General features: G+C 49.0%; 21 protein-coding genes and 1 pseudogene. 20 read left to right on the top strand and 2 right to left on the bottom strand.

The features are described 5' to 3' along the window. Nucleotides 1-8: 8 nt before the first annotated feature. The 7 genes from DS742_RS04200 to DS742_RS04170 all read left to right on the top strand — a co-directional run bounded on the left by DS742_RS04200 (nucleotide 9) and on the right by DS742_RS04170 (nucleotide 5330). Nucleotides 9-881 carry a type II secretion system F family protein gene (locus DS742_RS04200; RefSeq protein WP_089608661.1) on the top strand — a complete coding sequence of 291 codons (873 nt, stop codon included), beginning with the start codon at nucleotides 9-11 and terminating at the stop codon, nucleotides 879-881. A gap of 16 nt (nucleotides 882-897) precedes the next feature. Continuing rightward, nucleotides 898-1554 (top strand): DUF3848 domain-containing protein, encoded by a 657-nt coding sequence (locus tag DS742_RS04195; protein ID WP_117415769.1) that lies wholly within the window; start codon nucleotides 898-900, stop codon nucleotides 1552-1554. Then, entirely contained in the window at nucleotides 1548-1946 is a 399-nt protein-coding gene (locus tag DS742_RS04190) for a DUF4320 family protein (RefSeq protein WP_367575494.1), read from the top strand. Before DS742_RS04195 ends, DS742_RS04190 begins: the two co-directional genes overlap by 7 nt. Then, nucleotides 1943-2491 carry a hypothetical protein gene (locus tag DS742_RS04185; RefSeq protein ID WP_089608659.1) on the top strand — a complete coding sequence of 183 codons (549 nt, stop codon included), beginning with the start codon at nucleotides 1943-1945 and terminating at the stop codon, nucleotides 2489-2491. The genes DS742_RS04190 and DS742_RS04185 overlap by 4 nt, the downstream gene beginning before the upstream one ends. 109 nt (nucleotides 2492-2600) lie before the next feature. Continuing rightward, nucleotides 2601-3158 carry a DUF6550 family protein gene (locus DS742_RS04180; protein ID WP_117415768.1) on the top strand — a complete coding sequence of 186 codons (558 nt, stop codon included), beginning with the start codon at nucleotides 2601-2603 and terminating at the stop codon, nucleotides 3156-3158. A gap of 75 nt (nucleotides 3159-3233) precedes the next feature. After that, on the top strand, nucleotides 3234-4919 hold the full coding sequence (locus DS742_RS04175) for a DUF8193 domain-containing protein (RefSeq protein WP_117415767.1): 1686 nt from the start codon (nucleotides 3234-3236) through the stop codon (nucleotides 4917-4919). Nucleotides 4920-4994: 75 nt separating this feature from the next. Beyond that, nucleotides 4995-5330, top strand: a complete 336-nt coding sequence (locus DS742_RS04170; protein ID WP_117415766.1) for a DUF3852 domain-containing protein — start codon at nucleotides 4995-4997, stop codon at nucleotides 5328-5330. A 66-nt stretch (nucleotides 5331-5396) separates the two neighbouring features. On the opposite strand, the gene DS742_RS04165 is transcribed toward DS742_RS04170, so the two are convergent. Continuing rightward, complete coding sequence (locus tag DS742_RS04165) at nucleotides 5397-6365, bottom strand: hypothetical protein (RefSeq protein ID WP_117415765.1); 969 nt, start codon at nucleotides 6363-6365, stop codon at nucleotides 5397-5399. A gap of 155 nt (nucleotides 6366-6520) precedes the next feature. Between DS742_RS04165 and DS742_RS04160 the strand changes: the two genes are divergently transcribed. The 10 genes from DS742_RS04160 to DS742_RS04120 all read left to right on the top strand — a co-directional run bounded on the left by DS742_RS04160 (nucleotide 6521) and on the right by DS742_RS04120 (nucleotide 14822). Next, nucleotides 6521-6820, top strand: coding sequence for a helix-turn-helix domain-containing protein (locus DS742_RS04160; protein WP_117415764.1), 300 nt, complete (start codon nucleotides 6521-6523; stop codon nucleotides 6818-6820). Between the two features lie 58 nt (nucleotides 6821-6878). After that, a complete protein-coding gene (locus tag DS742_RS04155) occupies nucleotides 6879-7181 on the top strand; it encodes a DUF6809 family protein (protein ID WP_117415763.1) in 303 nt (100 codons plus the stop codon). Between the two features lie 537 nt (nucleotides 7182-7718). Beyond that, nucleotides 7719-8681 (top strand): AAA family ATPase, encoded by a 963-nt coding sequence (locus tag DS742_RS04150; RefSeq protein ID WP_242996387.1) that lies wholly within the window; start codon nucleotides 7719-7721, stop codon nucleotides 8679-8681. A gap of 362 nt (nucleotides 8682-9043) precedes the next feature. After that, the gene (locus DS742_RS04145) at nucleotides 9044-9358 is read left to right on the top strand and encodes a MobC family plasmid mobilization relaxosome protein (RefSeq protein WP_117415762.1); all 315 of its coding nucleotides are present in this window, start codon (nucleotides 9044-9046) and stop codon (nucleotides 9356-9358) included. Continuing rightward, nucleotides 9346-10647: a relaxase/mobilization nuclease domain-containing protein gene (locus DS742_RS04140; RefSeq protein ID WP_117415761.1), complete on the top strand. Its 1302-nt coding sequence runs from the start codon at nucleotides 9346-9348 to the stop codon at nucleotides 10645-10647. Before DS742_RS04145 ends, DS742_RS04140 begins: the two co-directional genes overlap by 13 nt. A gap of 61 nt (nucleotides 10648-10708) precedes the next feature. Next, nucleotides 10709-10879, top strand: a complete 171-nt coding sequence (locus DS742_RS28705; RefSeq protein ID WP_170313361.1) for a hypothetical protein — start codon at nucleotides 10709-10711, stop codon at nucleotides 10877-10879. Between the two features lie 95 nt (nucleotides 10880-10974). Continuing rightward, nucleotides 10975-12579: a recombinase family protein gene (locus DS742_RS04135; protein ID WP_117415760.1), complete on the top strand. Its 1605-nt coding sequence runs from the start codon at nucleotides 10975-10977 to the stop codon at nucleotides 12577-12579. Between the two features lie 100 nt (nucleotides 12580-12679). After that, complete coding sequence (locus tag DS742_RS04130; protein ID WP_242996386.1) at nucleotides 12680-13393, top strand: DUF6088 family protein; 714 nt, start codon at nucleotides 12680-12682, stop codon at nucleotides 13391-13393. Continuing rightward, nucleotides 13374-14381: a nucleotidyl transferase AbiEii/AbiGii toxin family protein gene (locus DS742_RS04125; protein ID WP_117415759.1), complete on the top strand. Its 1008-nt coding sequence runs from the start codon at nucleotides 13374-13376 to the stop codon at nucleotides 14379-14381. The genes DS742_RS04130 and DS742_RS04125 overlap by 20 nt, the downstream gene beginning before the upstream one ends. A gap of 18 nt (nucleotides 14382-14399) precedes the next feature. Further along, nucleotides 14400-14822: a hypothetical protein gene (locus DS742_RS04120; RefSeq protein ID WP_089608650.1), complete on the top strand. Its 423-nt coding sequence runs from the start codon at nucleotides 14400-14402 to the stop codon at nucleotides 14820-14822. 100 nt (nucleotides 14823-14922) lie between these two features. Here the strand turns inward: DS742_RS04120 and DS742_RS28700 are convergent, their stop codons facing one another. Then, nucleotides 14923-15090: a hypothetical protein gene (locus DS742_RS28700; protein ID WP_169008498.1), complete on the bottom strand. Its 168-nt coding sequence runs from the start codon at nucleotides 15088-15090 to the stop codon at nucleotides 14923-14925. Between the two features lie 200 nt (nucleotides 15091-15290). Here DS742_RS28700 and DS742_RS04115 point away from each other — a divergent pair, with 200 nt between their 5' ends. The 3 genes and pseudogenes from DS742_RS04115 to DS742_RS04105 all read left to right on the top strand — a co-directional run. Next, nucleotides 15291-16196, top strand: a complete 906-nt coding sequence (locus tag DS742_RS04115; protein ID WP_117415758.1) for a conjugal transfer protein TrbL family protein — start codon at nucleotides 15291-15293, stop codon at nucleotides 16194-16196. Nucleotides 16197-16215: 19 nt separating this feature from the next. Continuing rightward, a complete protein-coding gene (locus tag DS742_RS04110; RefSeq protein WP_117415757.1) occupies nucleotides 16216-16599 on the top strand; it encodes a DUF7768 domain-containing protein in 384 nt (127 codons plus the stop codon). An 8-nt stretch (nucleotides 16600-16607) separates the two neighbouring features. Continuing rightward, a pseudogene (locus tag DS742_RS04105) lies at nucleotides 16608-16820 on the top strand (DNA cytosine methyltransferase); the annotation flags it as partial. Nucleotides 16821-16872: the final 52 nt, after the last annotated feature.

The raw sequence follows: 16872 nt of genomic DNA, 5'->3' as shown, positions 1-16872 counted from the left end.
AGGAGCCCATGACAATCTATCTGTTTTTATTCGGAGTCCTCCTATCGACAGGACTCTTTTTCCTTGCCGCCGATCTGCTGCATCTGCCCACTCTCGCCACCCAAAAGGCGATGCTGTCGGCAGGAAAGCAGGCCAAGTCAAAGCCCAAAACCACCGATGCCCTGCTGCGAAACGCCGCCGTCGGGCTCTCCCGGTATCTCCGCATGGATGCATACAAGAAAACCCGGATGGCAAATGTGCTGTCGGCGGCAGGGCTTTCCGACTCGCCGGAGCTGTTCACGGCAACGGCTATTGTCAAGGCGGCGGCTATCGGGCTGTGTATCATTCCCTGCCTGATTGTTCTGCCGCTGCTGGCACCCATTGTACTGTTTACTGCCATACTGGTCTATTTCAAGGAAATCCGTAAGGCGGATGAGGCGCTTTCCGCCAAGCGGGGGAAAATCGAACAGGAGCTGCCGCGCTTTGTGGCTACCATCACCCAGGAGCTGAAGGCCAGCCGTGACGTGCTGTCCATGCTGGAGAATTTCAAGAAAAACGCAGGCGAGGACTTCGCCGCGGAGCTTGACATCCTCACGGCGGATATGCGCTCCTCCAGCTACGAGGCGGCGTTGACCCGCTTTGAGGCGAGGTTCAATTCGCCCATGCTCTCGGATATTACCAGAGGGCTGATCGGCGTACTGCGCGGGGACGACGGCGGGATGTATTTTCAGATGCTGGCCCACGACATGAAGCAGCTGGAGCTTCAGCGGCTGAAAGCGCAGGCCATGAAGATCCCGCCGAAAATCCGGGTGTTTTCCTTTGCCATGCTCATGTGCTTTCTCATGACCTATATGGCGGTTATTGTCTATGAAATCATCACATCCCTTTCCGGGATGTTCTAAGGGAGGTGCGAACTAAATGACGGAACAGGAAATGATGACGCTTCTGCGCAAAAAGCTGGACAACGGAATGGCGCGGTATCAAAAGGAGTGGCGGCAAAAACCGGCCTCCGAGCTGGTGGAGCTGGCAAGTGAAATTGCCGCTGCGCAGTTTGTGTATAAAGAGCTGGCCGAAGGCAGCTATTCCGCCGAATATATGGAGTATCTGCTCCGCTTCGAAAACCCGCTGGAGGTAGTAACGGATCAGTGGATATCCGAACAGAACGTTGATTTCAGCGAGGAGCTCACCCATGCGCTCTGGACGCTGTGGGACAAGGGCGAATCGGAATCAGAATATACCCTTGACCCGGAATATGCGCCCGTTTCCGCGGAGGAAGTGAGAATCACCCTGCGGAAATTTATTGTAGCGCACCCGAACGCATCGTTTGACATGATGACGCCCGGCGGGTATGTGTACCTGACGCCGGAAACCGCACAGCTTCTGCTGACAGGCCACAGCGTGAAAGGAAATCCCGGCAGCTCTGAATTTGCCAGAGATATTCCGGCGGAGGAACTGCTGGAGCAGGAAATCTGCACCGCCGATTTCAGCAAGGGTGCGTGGCGTATCTTAAGTGACCACAACCCGGAACCAAGGCTGGAGCAGGGACCCTTTGAGCAGGGGGTGACCATGTGCTGAGAAAACTTCTGAGAAACAAGCGCGGCGAGGGCTATCTTGATGTGGCGGTGCTGGTACTGTGCGCCATGCTGGTCATTGCCCTTGCCGTGAAGGTCTTCCCCGTCTATATCCAAAAGCAGCAGCTGGACACCTTTGCCACAGAGCTCATCCGGGAGGCGGAAATTGCCGGACAGGTGGGCGGCGAAACCAGCCGCCGTGAGCAGCTTCTACGGGAAAAGACCGGGCTTTCTCCCAGCGTAGAGTGGTCTGAAACCGGCAGAATCCAGCTGAACGAGGAAGTCACGGTAACGGTCACCTACCAGACCAACATCGGACTGTTTGGCGGCTTCGGCTCGTTCCCCATTACGCTGCGGGCGGACGCGTCGGGAAAGAGCGAGGTCTACTGGAAATGACGGATAAAATCAAGCAAATCCTACGGGGAAAAGGCGGCGCGGGCTTTCCGTTGATCATCGCAATCACCCTGTCGCTGGTCATCATCTTCACCGGCATTTCTGAATATTTCCGGCTGATGATCATAGCGCAGGGTGTTCGGGATGCAGTGCAGGCAGCTGTCATTTCCATGGTGGTGGAGAATTACGATGACGTGTACCACGGTGTGCGGGAGGGCTATTCGGGCGCGTATCAGCCCTATGCCGGAGATTTCGAGGAAAGCCTCGATTACGGCGATATTTATGACCGGCTGGACGACATCCTTGGACTTTCCTATAGCAGCGGCTATCATGAAAAGCGCACCCCGAACGGCAAGCTGGAGTTTAAAGTCTGGAATCTGGATGTGGACATCCGAAACGCGCCATTTGCATCGGGTGAACAAGCCTCCGCCCGCTTTGAGGCGGACAGCACCATCCTGCTGGAGGTTCCCGTATCCTTTGGCGGACAGCTGCTGCCGCCCATGACCATCAAGGTCAAGACCAGCGCTGGATACACACCAAGGTTTTGACTGTTATAAAAAAGTTTTCTATAATATAGATAGACTTTTTGAAAACTTCGTGGTAGGGTGTGAAATAACAAGAGACTTATCAAAATATGGTAAATAGGAGGATGCTCTTATGAAAAATATGAACCCCAAAATGAAAAAGTGGCTGGCCGTCGCCGGTGGACTCGCCCTCTGCGCTGTGCTGGTGGTGCTGATCGGACAGCGGTTCCAGACACCCAAGCCGGTGGATGCGCCCCTACCGTCCCAAAGCTCTGAGGTAAGCGATGTGACGGTAGACCCGTCCGAGCCGGACAGCACAGAGAAAGAAAAAGATGTAGTGGTCACCCCGCCCGATACCACGCAGCCGGTGAGCACCGACAACGGTGCGGTTTCCAGCGGTACCGAGCAGACCATTCAGGGCGATGTGAGCAAGCCCGAATATACCGAGGAACAGCTCCAAGACTCTACGCAGAAGCCCAACGGCGAAAAGGTCACCGAGCCTCCAATGGCTGTCGACCATGACAAGGTGGAACAACCCAAGGAAACACCGAAGCAGGAATCCTCCTCTAAATCCAGCAGTGGCGGAAACAGCATTCCCGGCTTTGATAATGTGCCTAACTTGGGCGAGAATCAAGTGATTGAGGGAAAAAGCGATGGTGACATTAACAAGCAGGTCGGGACTATGGACTGACCTCCTCAATGAATAGGACTTTAAGCACGGTTGAAAGATACCGTGCTTTTATTTTGCAAAAAACAGGAGGGCAAAATGAATAAACTACTTTTGAGAGCCCTGCCGCTGTTCCTTATTTTTTGCTTGCTCTGCCCGATGACTGCGCTTGCCGACACCGGTGGCAGCGGAAACATTGACGGCGGAGGCGGCGGAATGGGAAGCGGAACCAGCGCCAATTCGTGGAGCGGCGGCAACGAAGGTGTGCGTGTAACGGTGGTGCGTGCGAGCGACCATGCGGTTGTTACTACACCTATTGATTTGAGCAATAAATCTCCGTCATCTTCAATTTATCATTTCGGTAAGGTCAGCAAAATACAGTACAACAACGGCAGAAATTTGCAAGCTGTCCAAGGTGGCTATACCACCATAAAACCACCTCAAGCCATTCCGAAAGTCATTAGTACCAATGGGAGCAATAACATTGATGCGCTCAAAAAATACTTTTGCTCTGAGTTTTTGGTGCAGCTCATCGCAAATCATACAGGCATGGATTACGATGTTCTGATTGGCGGTGAGTATAAGTTGCTCCTTGAACCCTTTGCCTTTTATAAATTTGAGGGCAATATGTTTGCTACCACCGCCACCGAAGCAGCACTCTATGATGAGCAGACCAGCGGTCTGTTAAGACGGCGTATGGTATCTCTCACCCACAAGAATCTGCCCCTCGCCATGTTTTTGGAGGTAAGTGATCTCGGCTATCCCGCGTGGGGAGGCAGCAAGACCAGCGCCGCGACCAACGCGGATATCAAGTCCAGCCTTGGGCTTGGCATCGTCCGTTTTGAAGAAAAGCCGGAGACGCCGCAGATTGAAGCTTACGATTACGAGTACCGGGTCAACACCGACGTCATCACGGCGGTGCGAATCAGCGGCGGACAGTCCGACCCGGACAACCCCACCCGCGTCAGCTTCAATATCGGAAGCCAGACCTACAGCGTGGGCAATGTTTACTACCCCGACGGCGACAGCCAGCTTGCGTGGGTGAAATGGAGAACTCCCGATACCGAGCAGAATATGACTGTTCAGGTTACAGTGTCCGGCCCCGGCAGCACAGCGAAAACGACCCTCAACGTGAAAATCGTTGACCTTAATAAGAACCCGCCGCCTAATCCTGTAGCGGATGACCGCAACGACAGCTTCTCCCGTGCTTCTGTCCCAAGTAGGGCGGTGAAAAGCACGGCAAGCTGGAGTGTCTGGCGCCCGTGGTGGCAGGAATATTGGGTATGGCATGGGGATGATGAGGACGGATACTGGTGTGACCATGGATGGTGGGAATTTGATCTGGATCGCTACAGCGCCAGCCTGACTGCTGACATGAGCATCCAGTGCGACAGCAAAAACCCCACCGCCAGCGGAACGGTAATGAAATCCGGGTACGGCATCAACCAGACCGTCACCGGGAGTGTCAGTTCCAACCAAAGCTCGGCGGTTACCCAGCCGCAGAATGCGGTCAGCTATTTCCCCGAATTTGGCTACGAAACCTATTGGCGGCTGTTGGAGCGAATGGGTACGGGGCGGTTCGAGTTTCAGAAAAATCCGTATTCCACCTACAAAAACCGCACTCATTTCAGCCCGATCTGGATGCCGGACGGTGCCTATACCGTCAATACATGGCTCATAGATGCGTGGACGCCGGATGGGATGCTGTCCGCGAATCTGACCGACAGCCTGACCATAAAGGGCAATTTGTGGCAGGATTGGCATGTTGGCCCTAAAAGGCCTTAGCAATAACACAGAAAAAGAATAAGGCGGCGGGAGCAATCCTGCGGCCTTGTTTCTCAATGCGGAAAGGTGGTCTTTATGAAAAAATACAAAAAAATCACACTGGCGCTCTCGCTTGTTCTCATGGTAAGCCTGCTGTTTTGCACAACCGCTTTTGCGGCAAACGGCGATGTGGCAGGAGCAATCGAGGAAACGTGGAACGACGCCTCCGGACAGATTAAAACCGTGGTCAACAAGGTGGTGTTTCCGGCAATCGACCTGATTCTGGCGGTGTTTTTCTTCGCAAAATTGGGGATGGCTTACTTCGACTATAGGAAACACGGACAGTTTGAGTGGGCGGCGCCCGCAATTCTGTTCGCCTGCTTGGTGTTCACTCTAACGGCGCCGACCTATATCTGGCAGATACTCGCATAAGGATGGTGAGAATAGAAAAAGGGCAACCAAGCCGATAATGGCGAGGTTGCCCCTTGAAATTAGAAGTTATTCAATTCCAATTAGAGTGACAGTCTGATTGGAATAGCTTGCAATACCATATGCAGTATTTTTAACTGTGCCACCAAAAGCATTTTTGGCAGAGAACTGAGTAGAGATAAATAAGTCATCCATTTCTACTCGCTGTGAATATCCAGCATCGGAAAGTATTTTATTTACACTATTCATTCGTTCTTCACTGTTCACATCAATATAAGTCGTTTCAATATGGTCATAGGATTTTTCGTCATTAAGATTTTTAACAATTAAATCTTTTAGCTTTCTATGAGAGCCATCCCAAGCACTAAATTGATCTCTAATCCATTTGTTTCTTGTGCTATTAAAATCAATACTTACCATAGATTTTTCAATAGTTCCATCGTTATAGACACCAGCCATTAAAAGAAGAGACGCATTATCACCATCATCAATATCCCCAAAAGTAAAAATTACACCATCATTTCTATCGCTTTCAACGACTATTGATTTGACAGCGTCAAGGATTGCATCTACAACAACCTCATCATTTTTGCATGACACTGAAGCAATAATGGATGTTTCTTCAGAACCTTCAACATCTATTGTTTCAATAGACACAAGCTTTGCATCGTTTGAATCTACAACTTTCCAAATAGCTTTCTCAAAATCATCTGCAAGCGGAATATCTGGCAAGTCTTCTTTTTCAGGAGTGCTTGATGTATCGCTTGCATCTTTCTCGTTCTCTGAATTATCTTTATTGCTCTCAGATACAGAAGATGATGGGGTGGACTCATTCGCATTCGGTGTATCTGAATTTGAACTACCCATACCAATAACCATAATAAACCAAAGAGCAAACACTATTGACAGGATGGCTTTTTTCTTGACAGTAAAGTCCTTCTTGGTTATCCACATAAAAGGAACACCAATATAGGGCACAAAAATTAGCAATGCCCAGAGTACCCATCCTTTCTTGTACCACTTAATTTTAGTTTCCATATTAAAATCCCCCTCATTTCAACAAAACATTTAGTATTATTTTACATTCAATTGGTAAAAATGTCAATGATATATGTAAGTTAAAAATATCATTGATGATAATTTATTATCGTTATGGATACTGTATCATTGTGTAGATAAGAGGGGGTGCATAAATGATTGCAGAAACTATAAAATTACTTCGTGAACAAACAGGGATTACCCAGACACAGCTTGCTAAAAAATTAAACATTACACGTTCAAGTGTCAACGCATGGGAGATGGGAATATCAGCACCTTCCATGCAATATATTATTGAACTTGCAAATATATTTAAAGTGCCCACGGACTACTTGTTAGGGGTTTCAAATAAACACTATATTGATGTTAAAAGTTTAAACGACGAACAATTAAAAATTATTTATTCACTACTTAATTATTTTTCAACTGAGGATATAGAAGACGAAGATATTTAGGTAGCTATTTTACTTTGCTTGTGGTACTGTGTTGTACTTGAAAGCGAGGTGATCATAAATGCAGAAAGAAAAAATACTGAGTGAGCTGTACCACGGCAACATAAATCCAGTGGAAAAATCGGTTGTACAAGGCAGTGACTATCAAAAGGCAATGTGCCGAATCAGCAGCCTTGAAGAAAAGTTGATGGCGCAACTTGATGAAGAACAACAGAAACTTTTGCAGGATTTCATATCAGCACAAGGCGAGCTAAACTACATCAGCGGCGAGGAACGATTTACAGATGGCTTCCGCATGGGAGCAAGAATGATACTCGAAATATTTGAAAAAGATGGCGAACAGTTTAAACCGATAATCGGTTAGCTGTTCGTCATTTTTTATTCTCTGAACTTAATACGATGCCTCAAAGCACTGACCTTTTTTCGATAGGTCGGTGCTTTTTGCATATATGCGCCCCACGCAGCCGACAGGAACATTCCAATCGACCAACCACTCACAAGCAACCACACAAAGGGCTACAAATCCGATACTGAACAAAATGTTCGGAGCTTTTTTAAATAAGGTTGAAAAATTGTCTCTGAGTGTGGATGCAGATGAGGAGATAAATAATTTTTATATTTTACCGCTCAACCCCCTCATTTTTTCGGCTTAGTAGTGAGGGACTAAAACCTTTTCTCAAATATGGTTGTCAAAATCGCTTTCTCACCGCCTACACAGTGAGGGGTTATTTACCTATAAAAAAACCGTACCTTGAAAATTTCATGATCGTCTAAAGAATGATACGATTGCCACGACCTCGACAGAGCGAGCAACGACAACGATGGAGAGAAATTCGGTCTGGAACTGTCTTTAGGAAGAACGACAAAACACAAATTTAAAAATTGAAAGGATGATGCAACATTGAAAAAAGAACTGAAGCTTATTCAAATGAGCCAAGTGGAGGTAGAGGACATCAAATGGGTTTGGTATCCCTATATTCCCTATGGAAAAATCACCGTTGTCCAAGGTGACCCCGGCGAGGGCAAGACCACATTTGTGCTTGCTCTCATTGCTCTGCTCACCCAAGGCAAACCATTGCCAGAAGAAGAAAATGGAACAGAGCCAATCAATGTGATTTACCAAACAGCTGAAGATGGTCTTGCCGACACCATCAAGCCTCGTCTTTTGTCTGTTGGTGCTGACTGCGAAAGGGTGCTTGTCATTGATGAAAACGAGGTGGAGCTGACCCTCTCCGATGAACGACTGGAGCAGGCTATCAAGAAAACCGATGCCAAGGTGATTGTGCTTGACCCTATTCAAGCCTACCTCGGTGGCAATGTAGATATGCATCGGGCAAATGAAATCAGACCAATTATGAAAAGGCTTGCCCTCCTTGCAGAACGCACTGGCTGTGCAGTAATTTTAATTGGACACATGAATAAAATGGGCGGTGCAAAATCTGCATACAGAGGTTTAGGCTCAATTGATATTCGGGCAGCAGTGAGAAGTGTTCTTGTGGTCGGTAGAGTAAAAGATGAACCGACACTGAGAATTGTTGCTCACGATAAAAGCAACCTTGCTCCCGAGGGAAAATCCATTGCCTTTGAGCTTGACCCCGACACAGGATTTCACTGGAAAGGCTATTGCGAAACCACAGTGGATGAACTACTCTGCGGAAACGGCTCGTTACTCAGCAAAACGGCGCAAGCTGAAAAGCTGTTAAAGGATTTGCTTTCTGAGGGCGAAATGCTCTCCGAAGAAATTACAAGCCAAGCCAAGGAACTGGATATTTCCAACCGTACACTGAAAATAGCCAAACAAAATATTGGAGTGAAATCATTCCGAAAGGGCGATAAATGGTACTCATCACTGCCAAGGGGGTAAGAGGGTAAGACTCTAAGGACACTGCACCCTTGCCCCCTTGTTTCTCTGAAGATATACCGCACTGTTGCCCCAGTGTGCCGATTGTAACGGCGATGGGAGTAACTACCCCACCCACTGCCAACAAAGCCGTTGTGGGCGGTTTTTGAGCCGAAACACGCACCCACAGCCGACCCATTTCAAGCACCCGACAGGGTGCATTTTTTCTTCTCTGCCGGTTATCCATTTAACCGCAAAATTACCGCTTACACTTTCTCTCCTCGGAGAGAGCCAGCATCGCATTCGGCTACACGCCGATGCTGCTGGGCGGGTGAACCCGCACCCCTTTAGAACGAATCCATCTCACCAAGAAAGCGAGGAATACCATGAAAAACGCAAGACTTAACCTCAGAATCTCAGACGAGGATTTGGAGAAAATCCACCGCAAGGCACAGCAAGCAAACAGGACACTCACCGACTATGTCACCGCTACCTGTCTTGGCAAGGAAATTGTCATTATCACCAACCTTGCCCAGGTGCTCAAGGAGCTGAAAGCTGTGGGCAGAAACCTCAATCAGATTGCTGTGCTTGCCCACAGCGGTAGAATTTCGGCTGTCAATCTCACAGGTGTGCAGGAGGAAATGGTCACAATCAATCAGCAGCTTAAAGAAATCTTAGAGCGTAGGAGGTGGTCAGCATAGCCATTGTCAGCTTTGCAAAGTTCAAGAAAAAGCAGTCACGAGCCAGTATGTCTGCGGTGATGAACTATGCCATGAAAACCGAAAAGACACTGTTTGAGGGAGAGCGTTTGGTGTCGGGACTAAACTGTTCCCCCGAAACGGTCTACCACGAATTTATTAATACCAAGCTGTTGCACGGCAAAGACAGCGGTCGTATGTACTACCACATGGTGCAGTCCTTCCCAAAGGGTGAGGATGTCTCACCCAAGATTGCACACGAAATGGCAGTTAAACTGGCGGAGCATTTCAAGGATTACGAGGTGTTAATCTGCACCCACACCGACCGTGACCACATTCATTCTCACTTTATTATCAACTCGGTTGCCTTTGACTCCGGCAGAAAGTTTCACATCAGCACCCCGGAGATAGAACCCATACGGCAGTTAAATGACAGGCTTTGCATGGAATATGGATTTGAAATATGCCAGCCGAAACCAAAATACGACCGTACCAAGTCCATGAGTGTTGCAGAATACCATGCAGCAGCCAAGGGTGAAAGCTGGAAAATGCGGCTGATGAATACCATCGATGAGTGCATGAAACACGCAGGCAGCAAGGACGAATTTATCGAGCTGATGGAGTTTGAGGGGTATGGTGTGAAGTGGACGGATACCCGAAAAAGCATCACCTACACCACACCCAAGGGGATGAACTGCCGAGATGACCGCTTGCACGAATCAAAATATTTAAAGGAGAGGATGGAGCTTGAGCTACGAATCCGACAGGAAATTATCACTGGAAGAACTCAAACAGCGGAACAAACCACAACCAACGAACGAGCCATTACCACAGCCGATACACAATCCCTGTCCTCTGACACAGCAGGACTTGGACGAACTGTTCGAGATTTTGCTCACCATCCAGGAGCAGATGAAAGCCTTGCAGCAGCAGAGCCACAGCCTCAAAACGCAAATGAGCAGCCTGCCGACACAGTCAGACTTGGAGAAATTAAGCAAGAGCCTGTCACAGATACAGCAGACCTTATCACAGGCTGGGAGGAAGAAAGAGAAGCGTTTTTCTCTGCCCAAGCTGAAATTGCCGAGAATAGAGTGGGCGGTTTGGCTTTGGATACTAATCAGCTTGCTGCCCTTGGCAGTGATATTATCAGCCTTGGTAGGTCTGTGGAATCTCTTAGTCAGCCTGTTCCTGTAAGGGACAGCACCACAAGACCTGCGGTCAAGGAGCATAAAAAAGGCGTTGGTCAAAAGCAGGATGACCACAGCGGATACGATTTTGAAATGAAAATGTGATGCACCGAGTAGAAATGTTTGGTGCTATTTTTAACCCCGACACAGGGAGAAAGGACAGCCTATGAAAGAGATGAATAATCAAACCAACCATAAGCCTTTAACCGTGAGCCGAGAGGTTCAAATTGGAAAGACCATTTATGCAGTCAATTCTGTGTTCAATGGTCAGCACACCTTGGAAGAAATACTGCGAGAATGGGTGGTTAATAAGGCGCTTGCCACCGCAAATAGTTAGTGCTTTTGGTGATAGCTATTTGAAAATGCTTGTGGTAATGTGTGTGCTATAGTCAAGGATAACCTTGGCAATCAACGGAATGGAGGATTAAAAGAATGACTTATCAAGTAGGAGCATACCTCAGGCTATCCCGTGATGACGAGCGAGATGGCGAGAGTTTAAGCATTGAAAATCAACGTTCAATCGTCACCGATTACATCACCAAGAAAGGCTGGGTGCTGGTAGATATCTACATTGATGACGGACTGACAGGCACGAACTTCGACCGCCCCCAGTTTCAGCGGATGATAGATGATGTGCGTAACGGCAGAATCAACTGCGTGGTGGTAAAAGACCTCTCACGCTTCGGCAGAAATTATATTCAAATCGGAGAGTACACCGACTACCTATTCCCCACATTAGGGTGCAGATTTATTGCAATCAATGACGGCATTGATACCCTCGAAAAAGAGAATGAGCTGATGCCTTTTAAGAATTTGGTAAATGAGTGGTACAGTCGTGACCAAAGCAAAAAGGTAAAATCGGCAAAAATAGCAAGAGCAAAAAATGGATTTTTCATGGGTGCCTATGCTCCGTACGGATACATCAAGAATGAGCAAAGGCAACCGCCACTGCTCATCGACGAATACGCAGCACCCATCGTTCGCAGAATATTTGAGATGAGAGCCACCGGCATGGGCTACCGCACCATTGCCACCCAACTGAATGATGAAAAGATTATACCGCCACGAGAGTACTACTACAACAGCATCGGCAAGCCCAATCCAAAGAAAGGATTAAGGTCTTGGAGTGATGTGGTGGTGAGGGAAATCCTGAAAAACGAGGCATACATTGGCAACATAGTACAGATGCGAAAAGGCACAATCTCCTACAAAAACAAAACCCAAGTCAATCGTCCCGAAGAAGAATGGGTCAGAGCTGAGGGCACCCATGAGCCGATAGTATCCCTCGTGCTATGGGAAACTGCCCGAAAGCTTGGTGACAGAGGAACAGTTGGCAAAAGCAACAAAGATGGTGAAATCAGTCTGTTCTCTGGCTTACTGAAATGTGGTGATTGTGGCAGGAGCATGAAATTTGTAAGGGACAGCAACACCCGAAAGGACGGTCACAGGAACAACCACCACGCATATATCTGCTGTGGCTACTCCCAAGGTGGCAAAGCAATCTGCTCTCCCCACAGGACTTTGGAGAGTATATTCTCTGACTTAATCCTCGGTGACATTCGCGAAAAGGCACAGATGATAAGCCTTGACCAAGATGCTGTCATCGCTGAAATAAAGCGGAAAAAGCAAGCCGATACCACCACTGAACAGAAAGCTATGGAGAAAAAACTGCAAAGCCTTCGCCATAGATTGTCCGAGCTGGAGCGTCTTATCTCTAAGCTGTATGAGGAAATGGTGCTTGGAGATATCCCTCGTGAGATGGTCTTGGATATGATGGATAAGTACAAAAAGGAGCAACAGGAAAAGTCAATACTGGCGGCAGAGCTTGCCGACCAATTAACCCACTCACAGGAAGTCGAGCATGACATCCGTGAGTGGGTTTCTCTTATCCAAGGTTCAAAAGACATCGAAAGGCTTGACCGTGAACTGCTCATCAAGCTGGTGGAGAAAATTGTGGTCGGGCAAAAATCCATGGTGGATGGAGTAGAACGGCAAGAAATCACCATTATCTACAATCTTGTGGGGCGGATTGATTGACCGCCCTTTTGCAAGGATTGACTGGACGATTTTGGGGATGTAAGCAGGGACAGATTGACTTCCGGTGCATAAAGTGATATTATAATGGAAAAAATAACAAATGAAAACAAGCAATATAATATCACTCAACCGGGAGGTGAAGCACATGGAGCAGATTGGATATGGAGAACACATTGCAGAAACCGTTAAAAATATTCCCTACGAAGCAGCCATCCAAACAGAAAATATAGCGGCACAGCTGGCGGGAACCTTTGACTTGCCCTATGAGCAGGCCAAGGCCCTGACCAATGTGAAGCTGAAGCGGATGGCGGACAAGGGCGAAATCGAAAGGCTGCAAAAAGGTATCTATTGCCAGGTGAAGCAGACCGTGTTCGGGAGGGTTACGCCCAGCACGGAACAGGTGATGAAGAAAACCCTGACGGAGCAAGGCGGTGTAAAAATCGGATACGAATCGGGCGCATTCCTGATGAATAAGCTGGGACTGACTACCTTGATTCCCCGCGACATGGAAATCACCACAAACCGCTATGGTGCAAAGCTGCCGAAGGATTGCCATATTAAACTCAAGAAGCCTGCTGTGCCGGTAACGGAGGACAACTGGAAATATCTCCAGTTCATCGATTTGACAATGGCGCTTGCCGATGCGCACATAGATGCACAGAGGCCGGAGCTGCTGCTGGCAGGCTACGCAAAGCAACAGGAGCTTGACGGTCTTGCCCTGCTGTTTACCGCACGTAAACATTACCCGGCAAAGGTGATCCTGCCCCTTATTGACTTACTCATGGAGGTGAACGATGAACTTACATCAGGATAAAGACGCATTTGAAGCCCTGCTCTCGGACGTCAGCCGCAGAACAGGCATCCGAAGTGACATTGTCGAAAAGGATTATTATCTGACGCTGCTGTTATGGGAACTGTCCAAAAAGCAGAATTTCCTTCCCGCATACTTCAAAGGCGGAACCGCCCTGTATAAATCCATCGGCCGCATGAAACGCTTTTCGGAAGATATTGATCTGACGGTTGCGGTTCAAGACTGTTCAAAAAGTCAGGGAAAAAAGCGGCTGGAAACATCGGCAAACGGCTATCATACTCTTTCAAGGACAACCGATAAAGCCAGAGAAAGCAATCAGAGGGGCAGCATCACCAGCGTATATGAATATGTACCTGTGACTGCGGTGGATTCCGCTGACTCACTGCAGCGTTTTGGCTATGTCAAAGTGGAAGCAACCTCCTTCACCATCAGTGAACCGGTGGAAGCTCTTGAAGTTTCACCGCTGCTTTATTCGGAGGCAACCGGTGAGCAGCGGCAAATTCTCGAATCGGCTTATGGCGTAAAGCCCTTTTCTGTGCAGACCATCAAACTGGAACGGATCTTCGCGGATAAAATACTGGCTGCGGAGTTTTATTACCAGCGGCGTATGCTGTTTGATACCGCAAAGCACCTTTATGACCTTGCTATTATGATGGAACAGGAAAGAATCCGCACCCTGCTCTCAGCGCCGGAAGAGCTCACAGCCATGCTCGCCTATAAGCGGAAAGAAGAAAGGGAGCGGATCGGAAGTGATCTGTCGGAAAAGCCGTTTTCCGAATTCACACTGTTTGATGCGGTTGGCACAGATGACGAGCTGGCGGCGGCCTTTTCAAAAATGCAGAAGATTTATGTGTTTTCGCAGCGGGATATTCTTTCACCGGTACGGTTATCCGAAAGCATGGCAGCCTTGAATCAAACCCTGCTCCAGTTGGATGAGGGGCTTGAAAGGACGCAGGCTCCCGGTGGGCAAACCCAGCAGAAAATGCTGTAATGCGCAGGAGGTGATGCGGTGAACAGCAATGATATGAAAGGGAAAATCCATAACTCCATGTATCAGCAGCTGCAAAAGAGCGGCATAGCTGTCCCCGTGCAGGTGCTGATGGATTTAGACATCCTATCCAAAGAGGATTATGAGCAGTGGCGCTTCGGCAAGGTGGATTATTTGGAGCGTGTCTGCAAAGTGAACCTCTCCAAACTGTCCCTTATCATGCGGGAAATCCGAAGCTATGCCGCGAAAAACAATCTCAAGGCTTCGTGGACCTTTTATAAGCAGTGGGGACTGAAAAACCGCCCTCACGCAAAGAAGCTCCGGTTTTCCAAAAGCGGCGGCGAGGACATTGAAAAAGCCTATGCCACCCACTATATAGACCCCGTCAGGATGAGCGAGCTGAAAAACCAATCGGAATTATGCTCCAAGGCGCACTGTGAATGAACCCATGGTGCGCTTTTTTATTTCCCCCAAAAGGCGTTTGTGGCAGCAAAACAAGGAGAGCGGCAGAACCGCTCTCCTTGCTGTTTGTAAACGAATTTCGCTATTTATCGCTGCCGTCAGGCTCGGAATCTCTTTTGAGCTCCACAATAACGCCGTCATTGCCGGAGATGAAAAGCTCCTCCGTCTTTTGCTGCGCACGCTGAAGCAGCGAAATGGCATCCGTCACATCGTTGAACAGCGAATCATACATTTTTTTGTAATCTGCCACGCAATTGACCTCCTTTTCCTTATTTCGGCGGCCACCGTTGTGTGGTATTGAAGCTCTGAACGAGCAGATTGTCAAGTCGTTTTTGAAGTCTTCTAAATCTTTGCGCCCTGCCCGAAATTTGTTCAGACAGATATGTTGGCACACCGCAGGCATTGCTATGGTGTGCCTTTTTTATTTCCACAGAAAGGGGTGAGAATCCAATGTTTATCTGGGACTTTGTCCTTGGAACCGTCATGGATCAGATCATCGAATGGCTCTACGGACAGGTGGTCGGCTTTCTGGCCGACTTCTTTGCACAGATGGGAAACATGGGCGTGGAGCTGTTTGAGATGAGCTGGGTACAGTCCATCGTCCTGTTTTTTTCCTATCTGGCTTGGGCGCTGTACGGAACCGGGCTGGTGGTGTCGGCGTTTGAAACCGGCATCGAATACCAGCACGGGCGGGGCAGCGTGAAGGACACCGCCTTAAACGCCATCAAGGGCTTTATGGCGGTGTCCCTTTTTACCACCGTGCCGGTGGAGCTGTTCAAGCTCTCGGTGAATCTCCAGAGCAGCCTCACAGCGGGCATCACCGGCTACGGGACCAGCTTCGGCGACCTTGCCGGGCACATCATTTCCGAGCTTGGCAGCTCAGCGGATATGGTTGGCGCCATGGACTCTGGCGTGTTCGGCGGACTGTCTGTCATTACAAGCCCGATCTTGCTGCTCTTTATGATTATCATGATGGGCTACGCGGTCATTAAAGTGTTCTTTGCCAACCTGAAGCGCGGCGGTATTTTGCTGATCCAGATCGCCGTGGGCAGCCTGTATATGTTTTCCGTTCCCCGCGGCTACATCGACGGCTTTACCCAGTGGTGCAAGCAGATTATCGGCCTGTGCCTGACCACGTTTTTACAGGCGACCATCCTCGCGGCAGGGCTTATGGTGCTGCGAACCCATGCTTTGCTGGGGCTTGGTCTGATGCTGGCCGCCGGAGAAGTGCCGCGAATTGCCGGAGCCTTCGGGCTGGACACCAGCACAAAGGCCAATGTGATGAGCGCCGTGTATACCGCACAGGCGGCCGTCAACACCACCCGCACCATCGTACAGGCGGTTGCGCCAAAATAGCACAGAAAGGAAAAAGCCTATGAAACTAATCTATGTGGCGTCCCCTTATGCCGGGGACATCGAACAGAATACCGAATTTGCCAGGAAAGCGTGCCGCCATGTGATGAGCGAGGGGCACGCTTTTTTTGCGCCCCATCTGTTATACCCGCAGCTCCTTGATGATTCCAAGCCGCAGGAGCGCCAGGCGGGTCTGGATATGGGACTTGCCATGTTGCCCCGCTGCGACGAGCTGTGGTGCTATGGCGACCGTATTTCCTTCGGAATGCACCTTGAAATCGAGGAAGCGGTCAGGCTCGGCATTCCGGTTCGCCGGGTGATGGAGCTGGAAAACGGCTTTGCTATTGGCAGAGCTAAAGGCATTGAACCGGCTGAAGCTCCCCAGCAGGCGATGAGGATGGCCTGATGATGACGATGGGGAGCCTCTTCGATGGGATCGGAGGCTTTCCCCTTGCCGCCGTCCGCAACGGCGTCACGCCCGTATGGGCCAGTGAAATCGAAGCCTTTCCCATCGAAGTAACGAAAATCCGATTCCCCGAAATGCTCCATGTCGGGGATATCACAAAGCTGGACGGAGCGAAACTGCCGCCTGTGGATGTCATTTGTGGCGGCTCACCCTGCCAAGATTATGCCGAGAAAATAGTTATCCCGAAGTTTAAGCCGTTGCCCTTGTAAATAA

Source organism: Lacrimispora amygdalina (assembly GCF_003432035.1).
In the GTDB taxonomy this organism is placed as follows: domain Bacteria; phylum Bacillota; class Clostridia; order Lachnospirales; family Lachnospiraceae; genus Lacrimispora; species Lacrimispora amygdalina.
This window is presented reverse-complemented; position numbering and strand designations above follow the sequence as displayed.

Bases quoted from the DNA above. Each gene is read 5' to 3' on its own strand.
- DS742_RS04170 (WP_117415766.1), top strand. From the start codon at position 4,995: ATGAAAAAATACAAAAAAATCACACTGGCGCTCTCGCTTGTTCTCATG.
- DS742_RS04185 (WP_089608659.1), top strand. From the start codon at position 1,943: ATGACGGATAAAATCAAGCAAATCCTACGGGGAAAAGGCGGCGCGGGC.
- DS742_RS04125 (WP_117415759.1), top strand. From the start codon at position 13,374: ATGAACTTACATCAGGATAAAGACGCATTTGAAGCCCTGCTCTCGGAC.
- DS742_RS04180 (WP_117415768.1), top strand. From the start codon at position 2,601: ATGAAAAATATGAACCCCAAAATGAAAAAGTGGCTGGCCGTCGCCGGT.
- DS742_RS04145 (WP_117415762.1), top strand. From the start codon at position 9,044: ATGAAAAACGCAAGACTTAACCTCAGAATCTCAGACGAGGATTTGGAG.
- DS742_RS04155 (WP_117415763.1), top strand. From the start codon at position 6,879: ATGCAGAAAGAAAAAATACTGAGTGAGCTGTACCACGGCAACATAAAT.
- DS742_RS04160 (WP_117415764.1), top strand. From the start codon at position 6,521: ATGATTGCAGAAACTATAAAATTACTTCGTGAACAAACAGGGATTACC.
- DS742_RS04110 (WP_117415757.1), top strand. From the start codon at position 16,216: ATGAAACTAATCTATGTGGCGTCCCCTTATGCCGGGGACATCGAACAG.
- DS742_RS28705 (WP_170313361.1), top strand. From the start codon at position 10,709: ATGAAAGAGATGAATAATCAAACCAACCATAAGCCTTTAACCGTGAGC.
- DS742_RS04135 (WP_117415760.1), top strand. From the start codon at position 10,975: ATGACTTATCAAGTAGGAGCATACCTCAGGCTATCCCGTGATGACGAG.
- DS742_RS04195 (WP_117415769.1), top strand. From the start codon at position 898: ATGACGGAACAGGAAATGATGACGCTTCTGCGCAAAAAGCTGGACAAC.
- DS742_RS04115 (WP_117415758.1), top strand. From the start codon at position 15,291: ATGTTTATCTGGGACTTTGTCCTTGGAACCGTCATGGATCAGATCATC.
- DS742_RS04200 (WP_089608661.1), top strand. From the start codon at position 9: ATGACAATCTATCTGTTTTTATTCGGAGTCCTCCTATCGACAGGACTC.
- DS742_RS04130 (WP_242996386.1), top strand. From the start codon at position 12,680: ATGAAAACAAGCAATATAATATCACTCAACCGGGAGGTGAAGCACATG.
- DS742_RS04165 (WP_117415765.1), bottom strand. From the start codon at position 6,365: ATGGAAACTAAAATTAAGTGGTACAAGAAAGGATGGGTACTCTGGGCA.
- DS742_RS04175 (WP_117415767.1), top strand. From the start codon at position 3,234: ATGAATAAACTACTTTTGAGAGCCCTGCCGCTGTTCCTTATTTTTTGC.